Origin of the sequence: Jatrophihabitans sp. (assembly GCA_036389035.1) — a bacterium.
Taxonomy (GTDB): Bacteria; Actinomycetota; Actinomycetes; order Mycobacteriales; family Jatrophihabitantaceae; genus Jatrophihabitans_A.
This window is the reverse complement of the sequence record DASVQQ010000031.1, coordinates 61056-79632: the sequence shown is the minus strand read 5'-3', so window position 1 is coordinate 79632 and position 18577 is coordinate 61056. Positions and strand designations below refer to the sequence as shown.

Annotated in this window: 17 protein-coding genes; 3 read left to right on the top strand and 14 right to left on the bottom strand. The window is 71.4% G+C overall.

From position 1 onward, the window contains the following. The first annotated feature begins 29 nt into the window (after nucleotides 1-29). Entirely contained in the window at nucleotides 30-395 is a 366-nt protein-coding gene (locus tag VF557_16675) for an RNA polymerase-binding protein RbpA (protein ID HEX8081848.1), read from the top strand. 163 nt (nucleotides 396-558) lie between these two features. Here the strand turns inward: VF557_16675 and VF557_16670 are convergent, their stop codons facing one another. The 3 genes from VF557_16670 to VF557_16660 are packed head-to-tail and all read right to left on the bottom strand — an operon-like array spanning nucleotide 559 to nucleotide 4644. Beyond that, on the bottom strand, nucleotides 559-1308 hold the full coding sequence (locus VF557_16670; GenBank protein HEX8081847.1) for a polyprenol monophosphomannose synthase: 750 nt from the start codon (nucleotides 1306-1308) through the stop codon (nucleotides 559-561). Beyond that, nucleotides 1289-3010 (bottom strand): apolipoprotein N-acyltransferase, encoded by a 1722-nt coding sequence (lnt, locus tag VF557_16665; GenBank protein HEX8081846.1) that lies wholly within the window; start codon nucleotides 3008-3010, stop codon nucleotides 1289-1291. Before lnt ends, VF557_16670 begins: the two co-directional genes overlap by 20 nt. Next, on the bottom strand, nucleotides 3007-4644 hold the full coding sequence (locus VF557_16660; GenBank protein ID HEX8081845.1) for an amidohydrolase family protein: 1638 nt from the start codon (nucleotides 4642-4644) through the stop codon (nucleotides 3007-3009). The genes lnt and VF557_16660 overlap by 4 nt, the downstream gene beginning before the upstream one ends. A gap of 106 nt (nucleotides 4645-4750) precedes the next feature. Here VF557_16660 and VF557_16655 point away from each other — a divergent pair, with 106 nt between their 5' ends. Continuing rightward, on the top strand, nucleotides 4751-5785 hold the full coding sequence (locus VF557_16655) for a LacI family DNA-binding transcriptional regulator (GenBank protein ID HEX8081844.1): 1035 nt from the start codon (nucleotides 4751-4753) through the stop codon (nucleotides 5783-5785). 193 nt (nucleotides 5786-5978) lie between these two features. Here the strand turns inward: VF557_16655 and VF557_16650 are convergent, their stop codons facing one another. Continuing rightward, a complete protein-coding gene (locus tag VF557_16650) occupies nucleotides 5979-6968 on the bottom strand; it encodes a carbohydrate kinase (protein HEX8081843.1) in 990 nt (329 codons plus the stop codon). A gap of 39 nt (nucleotides 6969-7007) precedes the next feature. On the opposite strand from VF557_16650, the gene VF557_16645 reads away from it, so the two are divergent. Next, the gene (locus tag VF557_16645) at nucleotides 7008-7940 is read left to right on the top strand and encodes a 5'-3' exonuclease (protein HEX8081842.1); all 933 of its coding nucleotides are present in this window, start codon (nucleotides 7008-7010) and stop codon (nucleotides 7938-7940) included. A gap of 4 nt (nucleotides 7941-7944) precedes the next feature. On the opposite strand, the gene VF557_16640 is transcribed toward VF557_16645, so the two are convergent. The 10 genes from VF557_16640 to VF557_16595 form a co-directional block, all read right to left on the bottom strand. Next, the gene (locus VF557_16640; protein ID HEX8081841.1) at nucleotides 7945-10746 is read right to left on the bottom strand and encodes a DEAD/DEAH box helicase; all 2802 of its coding nucleotides are present in this window, start codon (nucleotides 10744-10746) and stop codon (nucleotides 7945-7947) included. A 70-nt stretch (nucleotides 10747-10816) separates the two neighbouring features. Continuing rightward, nucleotides 10817-10993, bottom strand: coding sequence for a hypothetical protein (locus tag VF557_16635; GenBank protein HEX8081840.1), 177 nt, complete (start codon nucleotides 10991-10993; stop codon nucleotides 10817-10819). 123 nt (nucleotides 10994-11116) lie between these two features. Beyond that, the gene (locus VF557_16630; GenBank protein ID HEX8081839.1) at nucleotides 11117-12601 is read right to left on the bottom strand and encodes an MFS transporter; all 1485 of its coding nucleotides are present in this window, start codon (nucleotides 12599-12601) and stop codon (nucleotides 11117-11119) included. Continuing rightward, nucleotides 12583-13494: a twin-arginine translocase subunit TatC gene (tatC, locus tag VF557_16625; GenBank protein ID HEX8081838.1), complete on the bottom strand. Its 912-nt coding sequence runs from the start codon at nucleotides 13492-13494 to the stop codon at nucleotides 12583-12585. The genes VF557_16630 and tatC overlap by 19 nt, the downstream gene beginning before the upstream one ends. After that, complete coding sequence (locus VF557_16620; GenBank protein HEX8081837.1) at nucleotides 13491-13685, bottom strand: hypothetical protein; 195 nt, start codon at nucleotides 13683-13685, stop codon at nucleotides 13491-13493. The genes tatC and VF557_16620 overlap by 4 nt, the downstream gene beginning before the upstream one ends. A gap of 11 nt (nucleotides 13686-13696) precedes the next feature. Then, complete coding sequence (locus VF557_16615) at nucleotides 13697-14653, bottom strand: WYL domain-containing protein (GenBank protein HEX8081836.1); 957 nt, start codon at nucleotides 14651-14653, stop codon at nucleotides 13697-13699. Further along, entirely contained in the window at nucleotides 14650-15690 is a 1041-nt protein-coding gene (locus tag VF557_16610; protein ID HEX8081835.1) for a WYL domain-containing protein, read from the bottom strand. Before VF557_16610 ends, VF557_16615 begins: the two co-directional genes overlap by 4 nt. 80 nt (nucleotides 15691-15770) lie before the next feature. Continuing rightward, complete coding sequence (gene pafA / locus VF557_16605; protein ID HEX8081834.1) at nucleotides 15771-17129, bottom strand: Pup--protein ligase; 1359 nt, start codon at nucleotides 17127-17129, stop codon at nucleotides 15771-15773. Between the two features lie 75 nt (nucleotides 17130-17204). Further along, on the bottom strand, nucleotides 17205-17918 hold the full coding sequence (locus tag VF557_16600) for a zf-HC2 domain-containing protein (protein HEX8081833.1): 714 nt from the start codon (nucleotides 17916-17918) through the stop codon (nucleotides 17205-17207). Next, on the bottom strand, nucleotides 17915-18448 hold the full coding sequence (locus tag VF557_16595) for a sigma-70 family RNA polymerase sigma factor (GenBank protein ID HEX8081832.1): 534 nt from the start codon (nucleotides 18446-18448) through the stop codon (nucleotides 17915-17917). Before VF557_16595 ends, VF557_16600 begins: the two co-directional genes overlap by 4 nt. Nucleotides 18449-18577: the final 129 nt, after the last annotated feature.

Genomic DNA, 18577 nt, shown 5'->3' with positions numbered 1-18577 from the left:
TACCCATGCATGGGTGAGGAGTGATCACAATGGCCGATCGTGTACTCCGGGGCAGCCGCCTCGGCGCTATCAGTTACGAAACCGAATACGCCGCCGAACCGGCGCCGCGTCAGCACATCAAGTTCAAGTGCGAACGCGATCACGAGTTCAGCGTTCCTTTTGCTCACGATGCCGAACTGCCCGCGACCTGGGAATGCCGCCTCGACGGCACTACCGCCAAGGCCGTGGACCTGCCGGAACCGGAGCCCAAGAAGGTCAAGGCCCCGCGTACCCACTGGGACATGCTGATCGAGCGGCGCACCATCGCCGACCTCGAAGAGGTGCTCGCCGAGCGCTTGGACGTGCTGCGTGCCCGCCGTGGCGGCTCTGGCGCGAAATCCCCCAAGACCGCCTGAGCCAACCCCGACCCCCTAACCCGGGGTCAGCTTCGAACCGGCCCGACATTCCGTCGGGCCGGTTTCTTAGTTCGGCGGGCTTTTGGTTCGGCGGGCTCTTGGTTCGAGCGGGCTTAGTCCGTCGGGGGGTTCTCAGGTCGGCCGGGTTCTGGCTCGGCCGGCTTCAGTCGGACCGGCTGCCGACGGACTCCCGGGTCCTGCCCACCAGCCTGCGCAGCTGAGCGACCCGGTGCGCGGCACCCCACTCGGTGACCCGCAGCAACGCCTCCCGGACGATGTTCCCGCTCATCTTCGACTCGCCGCGCTCACGCTCGGCGAAGGTGATCGGAACCTCGGTTACCCGGAACCCTGCCTGCACGGCACGCCAGGCAAGGTCGACCTGAAAGCAGTAACCCTCCGAGGCGATCGAGGACAGGTCGATCGTCTGCAACACCGAACGCCGGTAGGCCCGGTATCCGCCGGTGGCGTCGTGCAGGTCGATGCCGAGCGCCAACCGGGTGTAGAGGTTGCCGCCGCGGGAGAGCAGCTCCCGTGACCGGGGCCAGTTCAGCACCTGGCCGCCGGGCACCCACCGCGAGCCCAGCACCAGGTCCGAGTGTCCGATGGCGGCCAGCAGCCGGGGCAGCTGCTCCGGCGCGTGCGAGCCGTCGGCGTCCATCTCGACCAGGACGTCATAGCCGGCAGCCAGCCCGAGCCGGAAGCCGGCCACGTAGGCCGCTCCCAGCCCGGCCTTCTGGTCGCGGTGCAGCACCTGGATCTGGGCGTCGTTCGCGGCGATCTCGTCAGCCACGGCGCCGGTGCCGTCCGGGCTGCCGTCATCGACGACCAGGATGTCTGCCTCGGGCACCGCGGCCCGCACCCGGTCCACGATCGGCGGCAGGTTCTCGCGTTCGTTATAGGTGGGGATGATCACCAGCGTCCGAAGTCGCTCCCCCGGCCCTGCTGCCGACCTGCTCGCGGCCTCGGTCACCCGTACCCCTCTCCTGTCGTCCCGATCGTGCCGCCGGGGCGCCACCGCGGATCCGGCGTGCCAGCCGCCGGTTCAGCCAGCCGCCGACCACCAGTCCGAGCAGGCCCAGGGCGACCAGAGTCCACTCGGCAGCCGCGCCGGTCCGAGTGGCCAGCGTAGTCGAACGGGACAGCGGCACCGTCCGGACCAGCACATCGGCGGTGAACAGCGGCCCGGACGCGGCCAGCATCCGCCCGTCGGCCCCGATGATCGCCGACTTGCCGCTGGTCGCCACCTGCACGACCGTGCGGCCGTGCTCGACGGCACGCAGCCGGCTCATCTCCAGCTGCTGGTAGGTCTCGGCGCTGTGGCCGAAGGTGGCGTTGTTGGTCTGCACCACCAGCAGCTGGGCGCCGGCCCGCACCGAGGAGGTCACCAGCGAGTCATAGGCGATCTCGAAGCAGATCACGTCACCGACCGGGAACGGGGTCTGGGTCAGCAGGCCGTCGCCGGACCCGGCCACCATGTCCCGGCTCACCAGGTCGACCTTGTCGCTGACGGCGCGGGCCAGCGACCGCAGCGGGATGTACTCCCCGTACGGCACCGGGTGCCGCTTCACGTACCGCTGGCCGGGTCCCGGCGCGGCCGAGTCCGACGGCATCCAGACGATGCCGGCGTTGGTGACGTGGGTGGGCCCGGGGCCGTCGATCAGGGCGCCGACCAGGATCGGCACGCCGACCGCGTCCACCGCGCGCTGGATCACCGCCGCGGCGTCGGGGTTGGTCGTCGGATCGATGTCAGAGGCGTTCTCGGGCCACAGCACCAGGCTCGGCCGGGGCGACCGGCCGGCCTTGACGTCGGCCGCGAGCTTGAGGGTCTGGGCGACATGGTTGTCCAGCACCTGGCGCCGGCGGGCGTTGAACTCCAACCCCCGGTCCGGCACATTGCCCTGGACGGCGGCCACCGTGACGCTGCGGCCGGCCCCGTCCGGACCGGGTTGGGCGCCCGGGGCGGGCGGATCGGCCGGGCGCAGCGGGTAGGCCAGCGATCCGCCGACCAGCACCACCAGGACGGCGGCCGCCAGCTGGCCGGCGCGCCGCGCGAGGTCGGGGTCTGACAGCTCGCGCCGCGCGAGGCCGGTGTCGGACACCTTGTGTCGATCGCCCAGCACCGCGGCCGCCAGCAGCGCGCCGATCAGCGCCACCGCGAAGGTCACCAGCGGCGCGCCGCCCAGCGCGGCGAACCATTTCAGCGGTGACTGGGCCTGGCTGAACGCCCAGCGGCCCCAGGGGAAGCCGCCGAAGGGCAGCCGGCCGCGCAGCGCCTCCTGCGCCACCCACAGGGCAGCGGTGAGCACGGTGCCGAACCGCACTCGCTGGACCACCGGCAGCGCCGCGCCGAGCAGTATCAGGAACCAGGTCTGGGAGAACACCAGCACCAGCCATGGCACCGCGCCGACATAGGTCGCCGTCCAGTGCAGCATCGGCAGGAACAGTCCGGCCCCGTAGACCAGGCCGAGCAGCGCCCCGCGGCGCGAGCGCTGACCCGACACCGCGATCGACAGGCCGGCCACCGACAGGAACGCCAGCGGCCAGATCCCGACCTTCGGAAAAGCCGCGGCGCCCAGCAGGCCGGACCCGGCGGCCAGCAGCAGTCGGTAGATCACGGCAACTCACCCGAGTCGAAGATCTGCCGGCCGCGCACCACCGTGCGCAGGCACCGCGGCAGGTCCAGGCCCGCGGCCAGGTCCGGCAGGCCGGGAACGCCGGAGCGCTCGTCGGTGCTCCACTGCGACAGCCGCTCGTCGGGGGCGTCCACCCCCAGCGGGCCGGCCGCGAAGACGGCGTAGCTGGCCGGGGCGCCGGGAGCCAGCACGCCCGAGCCGTCGGAGTCGGCGCGGGCGGCCCGCCAGCCGCCGCGGGTGTGCGCGGTCAAGGCCGCGCGCGGGCTCAAGGCGTGCGCGGGGTTGCTCGGATGGACCGCGGCCCGCACCCCGCCCCACGGATCCACCGGCGTTACGGGTGAGTCCGCCCCGAAGGCCAGCGGCGCCCCGGCGGCGGCCAGCGCGGCCAGCGGGTTCAGCCGGCGGGCCCGCTCGACCCCGAGCCGCTGGGCGTACATCCCCGAATCGCCGCCCCAGCTGGCGTCGAAGGCGGGCTGCACCGACGCGATCAGGCCGGTGCCGGCCAGCGCGGCCACGTCGGTGATCAGCTCGGCGTGCTCGATCCGGTGCCCGGCGGCCGAGACCCGCGGGCCGAGCCGGTCAGCGGCCAGTCGCATCGCCGCCACCACCTGGTCGGTGGCGGCGTCGCCGATGGCGTGGAAGCCGCCCTGCAAGCCGGCCTCGGTGCACTCGATCAGATGCTCGGCCAGCTCGGCGGTGTCATAGCGCAGGTAACCGCATCCGGTGTCGCCGGCCGGCAGCTCGCCCAGGTCGACATAGGGGTGCAGCATGCCGGCGGTGTGCGAGCCGATCGAGCCGTCACAGAACAGGTCACCGCCCGCGCCGATCGCGCCGAGTTCGGCAGCCGCCGCGGCGCCGCGCAGCTCGCCCCAGTACCCGTACACCTCCGGATAGGGCTCGTCCTGGGCGTGACCTGCCCCGCCCGCTGCTCCTGCCACCAGCGCCAGCAGGCCGGCCAGGTCCTCGGCACTGGAGATCTCCGGGCCGGCCATCTCGTGGACGGCAGCCACCCCGTGCGCGGCGGCGTGGCGCAACGCGATCCGCTGCAGCTCGCCGCGCTGGCCGGCGGTGATGGCCGACCGGGCAACCGCCCGCGCCGCGTGGTGGGCGGCCTTGGTGAGCCGGCCGTCGGCGGAGTAGCCGTCCAGGCCGGCGATGCCCGGGACCGAAGCCAGCAGGGCCGAGGACACCACCGCCGAATGGGCGTCGGTGCGGGCCAGGTACACGACGCCGCCGTAGCTGGCGCGGTCCAGCTCCGCTGCGGTCGGCGCCCGGCCCTCCGGCCACCGGGTCTCGTCCCAGCCCGAGCCGAGCAACGGCCGGCCACCGCTGGACCGGGCGGCCCGCTCGACTGCTCCCAGCGCCTCGGCCAGCGACCCGGCGGACCCCAGCACCAGCCCGCTCAGCGACAAGCCGGTGTCGGTGGTGTGAAAGTGCGCGTCGACGAACGCCGGGATCACCAGCGCTCCGTCGAGGTCCACAACGCGGTCGGCCGCCATGGTCGAGGCCGAGGCGTCGTCGCCGAGCCAGGCCACCTCCGCGTCCGAGACCAGCAGCGCGCTGGCGTTGCGGGCCCACGAGCTGTAGATCCGTCCGTTGATCAGCAAAGTGCGCACCACGCGAGTGTGCCAGCCCTATCTGTGGGCGGGTCGAGACGTCAGCGCTGGCTCTGGTGTGCCCCATCGCATACGGTGCCGTAAAGACTTACAGGAGGCTCGCCCCATGTCAGCCAGTATCGAGGACGTAGCAAAGCTGGCGGGCGTCTCGATAGCCACCGTGTCGCGCTCCCTGCGAGGACTTCCCGACGTCGCGGCGGCCACCCGGGACAAGGTGCTGACGGCGGCCCGGGAACTGGACTACGTCGCCTCGCCGTTCGCCGCCCGGCTGGCCAGCGGCCGGTCCTCGACCCTCGGCGTGGTGGTGCCGTTCGTCAACCGGTGGTTCTTCGCCGAGGTGCTCGGCGCGGTCGAGTCGGTGCTCAGCGCCGCCGGCTATGACCTGCTGCTGCACAACCTGGGCGACAGCAAGGGCCGCGAGCGGTTCTTCTCGGTGCTGCCGATGCGCAAGCGGGTCGACGCGGTGCTGGTGGTCAGCCTGGCCCTCACCGACGACGAGGTGGCGGCGCTGAACACCTTGCAGTTGCCGGTGGGCGTGCTCGGCGTCAAGCACCCAGGCCTGTCCTCGGTCCGGATCGACGACGAGGTGGCGGCCCGGACCGCGGTGGAACACCTGCTGTCGCTGGGCCACCGCCGGATCGCGCTGATCGGCGGCGACACCGACGACCCGATGCGCTTCACTCCCCCGCACCACCGCGGCACCGGTTACCGCAAGGCGCTGCTGGCGGCCGGCGTGACCCCGCCGGAGAACCTGGAGTGCCTGGGTTACTTCACGGTCGCCGGCGGTGAGGCCGCGATGCTGACCCTGCTGCAACGCGACGAGCGCCCGACCGCGGTGTTCGCCGAGTCCGACGAGATGGCCTACGGCGCGATCCGCGCGATCAGGCGTTCCGGGCTGCGGGTGCCCGAGGACATCGCGGTGATCGGGTTCGACGACCACGCCACGGCCGACCTGATGGACCTGACCACGATGCGCCAACCCGTCGGCGAGCAGGGCGCGCTGCTGGCGCAGTCGCTGCTGACGGCCCTGATCAAGGAGGCCGAGCCGACCGACGTGGTGCTCGAGACCGAGCTGGTGGTCCGCGGCAGCACGGTGGCCTCGGCCAGCGTGTACGCCGACCCGGCCGGATCCGTCGGCTGACACCCCCGCCCGATCACTTGCCTGATACCCCGCCCGGCCTTGCGCGAGGCTCCTAGGCCGCGATGCGTATCGACTTCGGTCGCCCAGCCGATCAAAACTGATACGGGTCCGTCGGCGGCGATCGTGGAGCCCAACTGAAGCCCAGCTGATGACAGCCTGGGGCGATGCGTATCGATTTCGGTCGCCCAGGCGATCAAAACTGATACGGGTCCGCCTGAGCGGCGGCCAGCTCGGCCGCGGTCGGCGGGTTCGCGCCGGCCCTGGCGCAGGTCAGCGCCGCCACCAGGATCGCCTCGGTCACCGCTGCCGCCACCACCGCCTCAGCCGCGGTGCCACCTGGGCCGTCCCGGCCGGCGCCGGCTCGACCGACATAGCCGCCGGCTGCCAGCGCGTTGATCAGCCCGGCCATGAACGCGTCGCCGGCGCCCACCGTGTCGATGACCTCCACCGGCCGCGACGGCACCATCCCCACCCGGTCCTCGCTCGCCAGGTAGCGGGCCCCCCGGCCGCCGTCGGTCATCACCACGATCGAGGCGCCGAGCGAGCGCCACCGGCGCAGCACGCTCTCGGCGTCCTGCCCGGGATAGAGCCAGTCCAGGTCCTCGGCCGAGGCCTTGACGACGTCGGCGAGCCCGACCATCGCCTCGACCTGCTCGAGGGCCGACCGGTGGTCGGGCAACAGGTCGGGCCGGATGTTGGGGTCATAACTGATCACCACCGGCTGCCGGCCCCGCCGCCGTCGCAGCTGGTCACAGATCACGCCCGCGCCGGGCTCGGTCCAGGACGCCAGCGAGCCGGTGTGGATCCAGGAGGTGTCGGCCGGCATCCGATCCAGCTCGGCGGCGCTCCACTGCCAGTCGGCGGTGCCGGTCCGGTAGAAGTCATAGCCGGCGTTGCGCTCGGCGTCCAGGCTCACCACGGCCAGCGTGCTGGCCTCAGCGGCGTTGACCGCATAGGACAGGTCCACGCCGTTGGCCTCGGCGTGCGCGCGCAGCTGCCTGCCGAAGGCGTCCCCGGACAGCCGGGCCAGCAGCTGCGCCGGCTGGCCGAGCCGGGCCAGCCCGATCGCGACGTTGAACGGGCTGCCACCTGGGTGCGCCAGGTAGGTCTTGGGCCCGGCCGAGGCCGCGGTCGCCGGGTCCATCACCAGATCGATCAACGCCTCGCCGATCACACACACCATGCGACGACGCTATCGCGCGCGGAAGTTATCGTGTGCCGGGTGACCCGTGTGATGCTCCTGGACTCAGCCAGCCTGTACTTTCGCGCCTTCTACGGCGTCCCCGACACCGTGACCGCCCCGGACGGCATGCCGGTCAACGCCGTCCGCGGCTTCACCGACATGGTCTCTACGCTGATCACCCGCTACCAGCCGACCGACTTCGTCGCGTGCCTGGACTACGACTGGCGCCCGGCGTTCCGGGTGGCGCTGCTGCCCTCGTACAAGGCGCACCGGGTGGAGTACACCACCGGCAGCGGCAGCCCGGACGTGGAGGCGGTTCCGGACCTGCTCGAACCCCAGGTGCCGGTGCTGCTGGCGGTGCTCAAGGCGGCCGGCCTGTGCTCGGTCGGCGCCGAGGGGTTCGAGGCCGATGACGTGATCGCCACGCTGGCCCACCGCTACGGCGGGCAGGGCGTGGAGGTGGACGTGGTGTCGGGCGACCGTGACCTGATCGACCTGGCCACCGACCGGGTGCGGGTGCTCTACACCGGCAAGGGCATCGCCAACATCGTGGCGTTCACGCCGGATGAGGTGCAGGCCCAGTACGGCGTGCCGGCCGGCCACTACGCCGACTTCGCGATGCTGCGTGGCGACCCGTCGGACGGGCTGCCCGGGGTGGCCGGCATCGGCGCGAAGACCGCGGCGAACGTGGTGGCGCAGTTCGGGACGATCGAGCAGATCGTGGCCGCGGCCCAGTCCGGTGACCAGGCGATGAGCCCCTCGGTACGGGTGAAGGTGCTAGCGGCGCTGGACTACCTGGCAGTCGCCCCCGCGGTGGTGCGCGGTCGCACCGACGTCCCGGTGGGCGAGCTGCAGACCAGGATCCCGGCCACGCCCGCCGACCCGGAGATGCTGACCGCCCTGGGTGAGCGGTTCGGCATCCAGAGCGCGATCGACCGGCTGACCAGCATGCTGGCCAAGGTCGGCGGCTGACCTATTACAGCTGCTGGGCGATCACCCCGCGCCGCAGCGCTGTGCAGGCTGCCGCCGCGGTGGCCCTGATGCCGGGGTCGATGGCGTCGGCGCGGGCGAGTTGCTCCAGCAGGTCGAGCAGCTGGCGCATCCAGCGCACGAAGTCCCCGGCCGGCAACCCGGTGCCGTCATCGGACATCGAGCTGAGCACCCGGTCCAGCGAGTCGCCCTTGGCCCACCGGTAGCTGGCCCAGACGAAGCCGAGGTCCGGTTCGCGCGACAGCGGCAGCTTGTGGGCCGCCTCGCGCTCGCTGACCTCGCCCCACAGCCGCAGGGTGTCGCTCAGGGCCTGGCGTAGCGGCCCGCTGGGCAGCTTCGGCGCGGACGGCTCGTCCCGGCGGGCCTCATAGATCATCGCTGAGCACACCCCGGCCAGCTCGGCGGCGTTCAGCCCGGACCAGGCGCCGCCGCGCAGGCACTCGGCGATCAGCAGGTCGGACTCCGACCAGATCCGCGAGAGCTGCCGCCCAGCCGTGGTGATGGTGTCCTCAGTGGTGATCGTGTCGCCGTCCTCGGCGGCCGGGCTCATGTACCCGCGCTCGGTGAGCAGCGCGCAGACCTGATCGAAGGTCCGCGACAGCGAATGTGTGCGGCCCTCGGCCCGGTGCCGCAGCGTGTCGTTCTCCCGGCGCAACCGGCCGGCCCGCTCGGCCCACCGGGCGTGCTCCTCACGGTCGTCGCAGCCGTGGCACGGATGCCGGCGCAGCGCTACCCGCAGGTCGGTCAGCTCGGCGTCGTCGGCGGCGCCGTTGCGCTCGCGCCGCCGGTGGCCGTTCTTCGGGTCGGCGATCCTGAGATTGCGGATCGAGGAGGCGACATCCCGGCGGGCGGCCGGGCTGCGGTGGTTGAAGTGCTTGGAGATCGGCAACCGGCCGAGCACTTCGACGGCGTGCGGAAAGTCCATCGGGGTGACCGGGCCGGCCCAGCGGTCCTCGGTGACCACCAGCGGTCGCGGGTCGGCCAGCGCCGAGGTCCCCGGGTCCACCACCACGGCAAGGCCGGCGCGGCGCCCGGACTGGATCCGGATCACGTCGCCGACCGACAGCGCCTCCAACGACTGCACGACCGCGGCCCGGCGGTCCGAGACTCCCTTGCGCGACAGCGACTTCTCCCGCTCGGAGATCCGGGTGCGCAGCTCCTGGTACTCGGCGAAGTCGCCCAGGTGGCAGTGCATCCGGTTCTCGTAGTCGGCCAGCGCCTTCTCGTTGCGGGTGATCTGACGGATCAGGCCGACCACCGAACGGTCGGCCTGGAACTGCGCGAAGGAGGACTCGAGCAGCGCGCGGGCGGTGTCGCGGCCCACCTGAGACACCAGGTTGATCGCCATGTTGTAGGACGGGCGGAACGACGAACGCAGCGGGTAGGTGCGGGTCGAGGCCAGCCCGGCCACCCGCGCCGGGTCGATCTCGGGGCTCCACTGCACCACCGCGTGACCCTCGATGTCGATGCCGCGCCGGCCGGCCCGCCCGGTCAGCTGGGTGTACTCCCCCGGCGTCAGGTCGGCGTGGGTCTCGCCGTTGAACTTCACCAGCCGCTCCAGCAGCACCGACCGGGCCGGCATGTTGATGCCCAGCGCGAGCGTCTCGGTGGCGAAGACCACCCGCACCAGGCCGCGGACGAACAGCTCCTCCACGACCTCCTTAAACGCCGGGATCATGCCCGCGTGGTGCGCGGCGATGCCCCGCTGCAGGCCGTCGGAGAACTCCCAGTACCCCAGCACGTCCAGGTCCTCGGCGGCCAGGTTGGCCGTCCGGTTCTCCACCAGCAGCCGGATGTCCTCGCGCTCGTCATCGGTGGTCAGCCGGAGGTTGGCCGCCACGCACTGCCGCACGGCGGCGTCGCAACCGGCCCGGCTGAAGATGAAGGTGATGGCCGGCAGCAGCCCCTCCCGGTCGAGCCGGCTGATCACCTCCGGACGCGACGGCGGGCGCCAGCGCAGGCCCGGCCCGCCGCGGTAGCGGCCCCGGTGGGTCAGCTCGGTGGTGCGCATCCGCTCCCGGACGTGGCGCAGCAGCGTCGGATCGACCCTGACCCCGCTGTGCCCGCCGGCGTGCCTGTCATCGTGCCCGCCGGCGTCCTGCGGCAGCTCGGTGTCCTCGGCGAACAGGTCGAACATCCGGTTGCCCACCAGCATGTGCTGCCACAGCGGCACCGGCCGCTCCTCGTGGACGATCACCCGGGTGTCGCCGCGGACCTCGACCAGCCAGTCGCCGAACTCCTCGGCGTTGGAGACCGTCGCCGACAGCGACACCAGCCGCACCGAGTCGGGCAGGTGGATGATCACCTCTTCCCAGACCGCGCCGCGGAACCGGTCGCCGAGGTAATGCACCTCGTCCATCACCACGAACCCGAGGTTGGTGAGGGCGTCGCTGCCGACGTAGAGCATGTTGCGCAGCACCTCGGTGGTCATCACCACGATCGGCGCGTGCGGGTTGATCGCGTTGTCGCCGGTCAGCAGGCCGACGTTGGCGGGGCCGTAACGCTGCAGCAGGTCGTTGTACTTCTGGTTGGACAGCGCCTTGATCGGCGTGGTGTAGAAGCATTTCTGGCCGACGGCCAGGGCCAGGTAGATGGCGAACTCGCCGACCACCGTCTTGCCGGCGCCGGTCGGCGCGCAGACCAGCACGCCGTACCCCTCCTCCAGCGCCTGGCATGCCTGGATCTGAAAGTCGTCGAGGTCGAAGCTGTAGCCGCCCTGGAACTCGAACACCCTCGGAAACTTCGTCCGCTGACGGGACTGGGCGTACCGCTGCGCCGGCGAGGACATGGTTCCAGCGTACGGGCGCCTTCCGCGCGACTTCTGCCGTTTGTCAGCGACGGTTGCCAGCCGCTCTGGCTCAGTCGGCCAGTTCGGCCGCCCCGTCGCAGCGGAGCAGGATGGTGGCGGCGTCGGCGCTGGGCAGCAGCACCACCAGCGTCGCCCAGCCGGGTTCGGCCGCGCTGAGCGTGGCGCGGCGGTCAGCCGCTGCCCGTCGGCGGCGGGCAGCGGCCGGATCGGGTGCCGGCCGGCTCACCTGTCGCCGCCGGGGCTGGGTGGGTCCGCTACCGGGTAAGGCCTCATGCGTCGAACCTTAATCGAACACAGGTTCGAATGCATCACGCCACGCCTGCGGGTCAGGCAACATCCGGCGAGAACATCAGGCGGCGGCCCGCGCGCCGCCCTCGCCGGCCAGATCCGCGCCGGTGCCCCGGTCGCGCAGCAGCCCGTCGCCGAGTGCCAGCAGCAGCGCCAGCACCAGGAACAGCACCGCCACCAGCAGCCCGCGCTGCAGGGCGTGGTGGTAGTCGCCGTTGCTGGCCGCCAGCTGGGCGTAGAACACCGACCCGACCGCCGCGATGCCGATCGAGGCGCCGATCCGCTGCCCCACCTGGATCAGGCCACCGGCCGTGCCGCCCTGGTCGACCGGCACCTCGGACAGCGTCAGCGTCTGGTTCGGCGAGATGACCATGCCGGAGCCGACGCCACCCACCAGCAGCGGGGCGATCAGCGCCCAGCCGATGATGGAGACAGGCGCCTCGCGAACCACCAGGATCACCCCCAGGTAGCCGATGACCACCAACCCCAGGCCGGTGGTCACCAGCCCGCGGCCGAACCGGTGCACCACCCGGCCGGACAGTCCGGCGGCCAGCCCCGAGCCGATCGCGAACGGCAGCGAGACCACACCGGCCAGCAGCGCCGAATAGCCCAGGCCGAACTGCAACAGCAGGGTCAGGACGAAGAACAGCGAGGTGAAGCCGGCGAAGTAGACCGTGATCATCGAGCTGCCGAAGGTGAAGGACCGGCGGCGGAACAGCGTCAGGTCGATCAGGGGGTCGCGGCCCCGGTCGCGGTAACGCATCTCCCAGGCCAGGAAGCCGGCCAGCAGCAGCGCCGCCAGCGGCACCAGCAGCCACTTGGCGCTGCCCTTCCACTGCTGCTCCTGCACGAAGGGCAGCAGCAGCGCCACCACGCCGGCCCCGAGCAGCAGCACCCCGACCGGGTCCAGATCCTGACGCCGCTCGCGCTGCTCGGCCGAGGCTCGCGGCAGCAGCCGCATCGCGAACGGCACCAGCAGCAGGCCGATGGGCAGGTTCACGAAGAACACGTACCGCCAGCCGTGCGTCTCACCGAAGATCTGGATCAGCAGGCCGCCGATCACCGGCCCCATCGCGGTCGAGATGCCGACCATGGCGCCGAACAGGCCGAAGGCCTTGCCCCGCTCGCGGCCGCGGAACAGCTGCTGGATGAGCGCGCTGATCTGGGGCGTCAGCAGTCCCGCGGCCAGCCCCTGGCTCAACCGCGCGATCACCAGCCAGGTCGGGTTCGGCGCCGCCCCGCAGAGCACGCTGGCGAACGTGAATGCCAGCATGCCGAAGAGGAACAACCGCCGCCGGCCGCGGGCATCGCCCAGCCGGCCGGCCGGCACCAGCAGCAACCCGAAGGTCAGCGAGTAGCCGGACAGCACCCACTGCAGGGCCTCGCCGGAGGCGTCCAGGCCCACGTTGATCGAGTGCAGCGCGACGTTGACGATCGAGACGTCCAGCAGCACCATGAACCCGCCGGCCAGGCAGACCGCCAACGCCTTCCAGCGGTTGGGGTCCGGGACGAAATCGTCGGCTTCGCTCAGGGCAGCTCGCTCCATCCCGGATCAGCGGCCCGGGCAGTGCCGGGCAGCTTCTCGGGCAGCGGGTCCACCGGGGAGGCGACATCGTCGGGCAGCTGCTCGGCCTCCGCCTCAGCCTCGCGCCGGGCCAGCCGCCGGTCGTGCAGGAAGCACCACAGCACGGCAAGCTCGAAGAGCAGGCACATCGGCACCGCCATCGCGATCATGGTGAACGGGTCGGCCGACGGGGTCGCGACGCCGGCGAACAGGAAGATCAGGAAGATCCCGAGCCGCTGGCCGCGCTTGAGCAGCGAGAACGGCAGCACCCGCACGGCGTTGAGCATCACGATCAGCAGCGGCAGCTCGAACGAGGCCCCGAACACGGTCAGCATCAGAATCACGAACGAGATGTAGTAATTGACGTCCAGGCCGGCCTGGGTACCGCTGCCGGCCTGGGTGATCAGCACGTTCAGGCCCTTGTACAGCGTCAGGTAGGCCAGCGTCATGCCCAGGGCGAACAGCACCGTGGAGATCGCGACGAAGGCGACCGTCCAGCGTTTCTCGTGCCTGCGCAGGCCGGGGGTGACGAAGGCCCACAGCTGGTAGAGCCACAGCGGCGCGGTGAGGATGGCGCCGGCCACCACCGAGACCTTGAGCCGGATGGTGAAGCCGTCCAGCGGCGCCCGGAACAGCAGCTTGCACTGCTCCTCGCTCTGGTTGAGGGCGCCGAGGCGGTGCTCGAAGGGGATGTTGCAGTACGGCTGCTTCAGCAGCGCCAGCAGCGGGTTGTAGATCAGCCAGCCGACGACCGCGCCCAGGGCCACGATCAGCATCACGATGATCAACCGCCTGCGCAGCTCGCGCAGGTGGTCCAGGACCGACATCCGGCCTTCGGGATTGGCCTTCGCCGAGCGCCTGAGCGACCGGGTCATCGCAACCTGTCCGCCGAGGCCTGCAGTTCGGCGCCCAGCCGGGTCAGCTCGGCCATCAGCTGCTCGAGCCTGGCGCGTTCGGCTTCCAGCCGACGGGACTTCCAGCTGATCTCATAGCCGGCGAAACCGAGCATGACCACGGCGAACAGGACGGCGAACGTCCACGCCCCGGCAACGATCCAACCCTGCATGATTGGGCAGCTTACTGTCCGCGGTAGGCGGCCAGCGCCTGCGTGGCCGAGGCCTCGACGTCACGGGCCAGCCAGTCCGGCGCCAGCACGGTGACCGCGCCCCCGGAACGCCGGACCAGCGCCGCCACCCAGGCCGGATTCGCCACCCGCAGCGTCACCCGCTGTGCCTCCTGCAGCGCCGCGTCGGCCGGGGTCACCGTCTCGCACGGGTAGTAGTCGCTGACCCACTCCCAGCCGGGTCCCAGCCGCAGCTCGACCAGCAGGTGCTCCGGCGCCGGCCGGTAGACCCCGGCGCTGACGTCGGTCAGGGTCACGTTGGCGGGCACGTTGGCCGGTTCGTCCAGCAGCGTCGCGTCCTCGATCCGGTCCACCCGGAAGATCCGCATGCTCTCGGCCCGGCGGCACCACGCTTCCAGGTAGCCGATCTCCTCGGCGATGAAGACCCGGACCGGGTCGATGACCCGGCGGGTCGTCTCGTCCCGGTTGGCGGAGTAGTAGTCGAGTTCGACGGCGCGCTTCTGCTCGACCGCCTGCCGGGCCAGGTTCAGCCAGCGATCCCGGCCGGCCAGCCTGATGTCCACCGCGTCGGCGTCCAGGTGCTGACCGGCGGCCGCCTCGATCTTGGTCAGGGCCCGCTCGGCAGCGCCGCCCTGGGTGGCGCCCGGGACGTCGGTCAGGGTGCGCAGGGCCACCGCCAGCGTCATCGCCTCGGTCGCGGTCAGCTTCAGCGGCCGGCTCAACCCGCCGTCGTAGGTGACCGACACCGTGTCACCGTCGAACATCAGGTCGATCAGGTCCTCGGGCCCGGAGCTGCGCCCGCACAGCCACAGCATCTCCAGCTCCTTGCGCAGCTGGTCCTCACCGATCCCGAACGCGCCGGCGGTCTCGCTGATCGAGGCCACCCCCTGGGACAGGATGTAGGGCACCAGGGCCAGCAGCCGGGACACCTTGTCTCCGGTGTCGGTCACCGGCCACCTCCTGCCAGCGCCGCGCCACCGGCCACCACCGCGGGCTCGTCCCGGGCCTCGGGCCGGACGCTCGGCGGGCCGCCGGTGACGCCCTCGAGCAAGGCGATCACAGCGGTCACCAGCTCCGGCGGCTCGAGCGCGACGGCATCGGCGCCGGCGCCGGCCACCAGCCCGGCAAGCCGGTCCAGGTCGCGGTAGTCCAGCGTGAGCACGTCTCCCGCGGGGGTGCTGTCCACCTGCCGGGCCTGCCGCCGCAGCTGCCCGCCCCGGCCGGGCGCCACCCGGACCCGGGCCAGCTGGTCGGGCTGGTGGTTGTCGCCCCGGACCAGCTCGAGCATGTCCAGATCCTCCGGACGGCTGGTCTCGGCGACGGCGGTCAGCGTCCTGACCTCACCGACGATGCGATCGAGCCGGAAGCTGCGCACGTCGCCGCGCCCCCGGTCATAGCCGACCACGTACCACCGGCCACGCCAGGACAGCACCCCCCACGGCTCGACGGTCCGCTTCTGGGGCGCGGGCGAGGACTGCTTACGGTGGGCGAACTGCACCACCCGGCGCTCGGACACCGCCGCGACCAGGTCCGGCAGGGCCGGCTCGTTGCCCGGCAGCGGCGGCAGCGCGTCCGCGCCCGGCGGCTCCTCTATCTCGATCCCGGCGGCCCGCAGCTTGATCAGGGCGGTCCGGGCCTCGGTGGCCAGCGACGCGGTGCTCCATAGCCGGCCGGCCAGCCCGACGGCGGCCGCCTCGTCGGCGGTGAACTCGATCGGCGGCAGCTCGAAGTCCTGCCTGGCGATCCGGTAACCGTCCTCGGTGTCGAAGATGGAGTTGCGGCCGGTCTCCAGCGGGATCCCGAGCTCACGCAGCTCGGCCTTGTCCCGCTCGAAGCTGCGCTTGAACGCCTCGTCGGGGTTGGTGGAGTCCTCGGACACCTCATAGCCCTCGACGGTGTCGCGGATCCGGTCCGCGGTGATGTACTGCCGGGTCGAGAGCAGGCACAACACCAGTGAGACCAGTCGTTGCTGCCGACGCGCCGCCATGTCCGACAACGGTAGGCGACGGCCGCGCCCGTGCGGCGCGCCACCCCGAGCGGACTGCCGGGTTCGTCGAGCCTGGGCGTTCACATCGAGGCAATCAGCTTCTCGACCCGATCATCGACCGCTCGGAACGGGTCCTTGCACAGCACCGTCCGCTGCGCCTGGTCGTTCAATTTGAGGTGGACCCAGTCCACCGTGAAATCGCGCCGGGTCTCCTGGGCACGCTTGATGAACTCCCCGCGCAGCTTGGCCCGGGTGGTCTGGGGCGGCACGCTCTTGGCCTCGAACACCGCCAGGTCGGTGGTCGTCCTGGTGACCGCGCCGCGGTTGGCCAGCAGGTAGTACAGGCCCCGGTCACGCCGGATGTCGTGATAGGTGAGATCGAGCTGGGCGATCCGCGGCGAGGACAGCGGCAGGTCATAGCGGTGCCGGTAGCGCTCCAGCAGCTGGTACTTGGTGGCCCAGTCGATCTCGCGGTCGATCAGGCTCAGGTCACCGGACTCGACCGCTTTCAGGGTGCGGCCCCACAGGTCGAGCACCTGCTCGGTGACCGGGTCCGAGCCGGTGGCGTCGACGAAGGTCCGGGCCTTCTCGAAGTACTCCCGCTGGATCTCGCTGGCGCTGGCCTGCCGGCCGTTGGCCAGCTTGACCTGCCGGCTGCCGGTCAGGTCGTGGCTGATCTCGCGGATCGCCCGGATCGGGTTCTCCAGGGTCAGGTCCTTGAAGGTGATCCCCTGCTCCATCATCCGCAGCACCAGGTCGGCGCTGCCCACCTTGAGCAGGGTGGTGGACTCGTTCATGTTGGAGTCACCGACGATGACGTGCAGCCGCCGGTAGCGCTCGGCGTCGGCGTGCGGCTCGTCGCGGGTGTTGATGATCGGCCTGGACCGGGTGGTGGCCGAGGAGACGCCCTCCCAGATGTGCTCGGCCCGCTGGCTGAGGCAGTACACCGCCCCCCGGGGCGTCTGCAGCACCTTTCCGGCGCCGCAGATCAGCTGCCGGGTGACCAGGAACGGGATCAGCACGTCGGCCATCCGGCTGAACTCACCGTGCCGGGCCACCAGGAAGTTCTCGTGGCAGCCGTAGGAGTTGCCGGCCGAGTCGGTGTTGTTCTTGAACAGGTAGATGTCGCCGGCGATGCCCTCGTCGTTGAGCCGCTTCTCGGCGTCGATCAGCAGGCCCTCCAGGATCCGCTCACCGGCCTTGTCGTGGGTGACCAGGCTGAGCAGCGAGTCGCATTCGGGGGTGGCGTACTCAGGGTGGCTGCCCACGTCGAGGTAGAGCCGGGCGCCGTTGCGCAGGAAGACGTTGGAGGACCTGCCCCAGCTCACCACCCGCCGGAACAGGTACCGGGCCACCTCGTCAGGACTGAGCCGGCGTTGACCTTCGAAGGTGCAGGTCACACCGTATTCGTTCTCGATACCGAAGATACGTCGCTGCACGAGCCCAGCCTAGTCAGCGAACGGGTGAGATGCGCGCCTTGTGCTTGCGTCATCGCACATCCTTTTCGGCCGCCGCTACAAGCGCAACCGGAGCACCGGGCGGCCCTGGCCGTCGGACACCTCGATCCGGCTGATGCTCTGGCGCGGCCACGGGCTGGTCCTGGTGATCTGGACGTCCTCGTCCGGCTGCGGCGCCCAGCTGCCGAGATCGACCATCTCACCGCCCCGGTTGAAGATCACCATCCGGTAGGTGGTGTACGTCCGGCGCGGGTAGTGGCCGCTGCCGTCGGAGTAGCCGCAGACCAGCTTGACCCGGGTGCCCGAGCCGGATCCGGTCAGCTGCACGGTGGCGTGCACCCCGGCGGCGTTCGGCCCGACCGGTTGCATCACCAGGGTCTGCGGCCGGTGCGTGTGTTGCCAGCCCAGCACCCCGGCGGTGGCCAGCAGGGCCAGCAGGCAGGCCGCCGCGGCCACGAGTGAGCCGATCCGCCAGGCCCGTCGCCGCCGGCTGACCGTGACCTGGCGCAGCAGTCTGGGCAGCAGCGTGTCCGGCGGCGGTTCCGGGAACCAGGCCGAGAAGTCGGCACGGCTCAGCACCTGCGGCAGGCCACCGAGCTCGGCGATCCGGTCACTGCAGATCGGGCACCGCGTCAGGTGCCGTTCGAAGGCCTGGCGCCGCTCGGCGTCCAGCGCGCCCAGCAGGTAGGCGGCGTCGTCGAACTCGAAGCGGGCATGTTCGGCATCGATGCCACCAGAACCCGGGCGGTCGTGCTCGTCCGGGCCGGTCATGGCAGGGCTCCGATCTCGTTCAGCGCCAGCTTGAGGGCTCGCAGCGCGTAATGCGAGCGAGACTTCACGGTCCCCTCCGCGATCTGGAGATGGTAGGCGGCCTCGCGCACGCTCGATCGCCGGTAGAACAGCTCGACCAGGACGGCCCGGTGCTCGGGGCTCAGCCGCAGCAGCGCGTCGGCGATCAGGCGGGATTCGATGAGGGCGTCGGTGTGGTCGGCGACCGGGGACTCGGGAACGGCCGACACCAGCTTTTCCGGGCGCACGCTGCGTGAGCGCCATTCGTCGATCACGATGCGGCGGGCCACCGTGTACAGCCAGCCGCGGGCCGCACCGGTCTGCTCGGCCGTGAAGGCCGGGCTGTCGGGGTGGCGCCAGGCTCGCAGCAGGGTCTCCTGCACCACGTCTTCGGCGGCCTGGCGGTCGCCGCCGGTCAGCCGCACCGCGAAGGCCCACAGCGCCGCCGCGTGCTCGTCATGCAGAGCCTGCATGAACTCACGCTCATCGACCGCGCTGCGATCGGCTGGCATCCGGGCTCTCTCTCCTGACGGTCGGTGTGGCGGCGGTCGGTCAGCGTAAAAGCCACCCGGAATACATACGGCCGAGCTGCCCGGGCGGTTCAATTCTGCTCCAGCTGAACCGATCGAGCGCCGAATCCG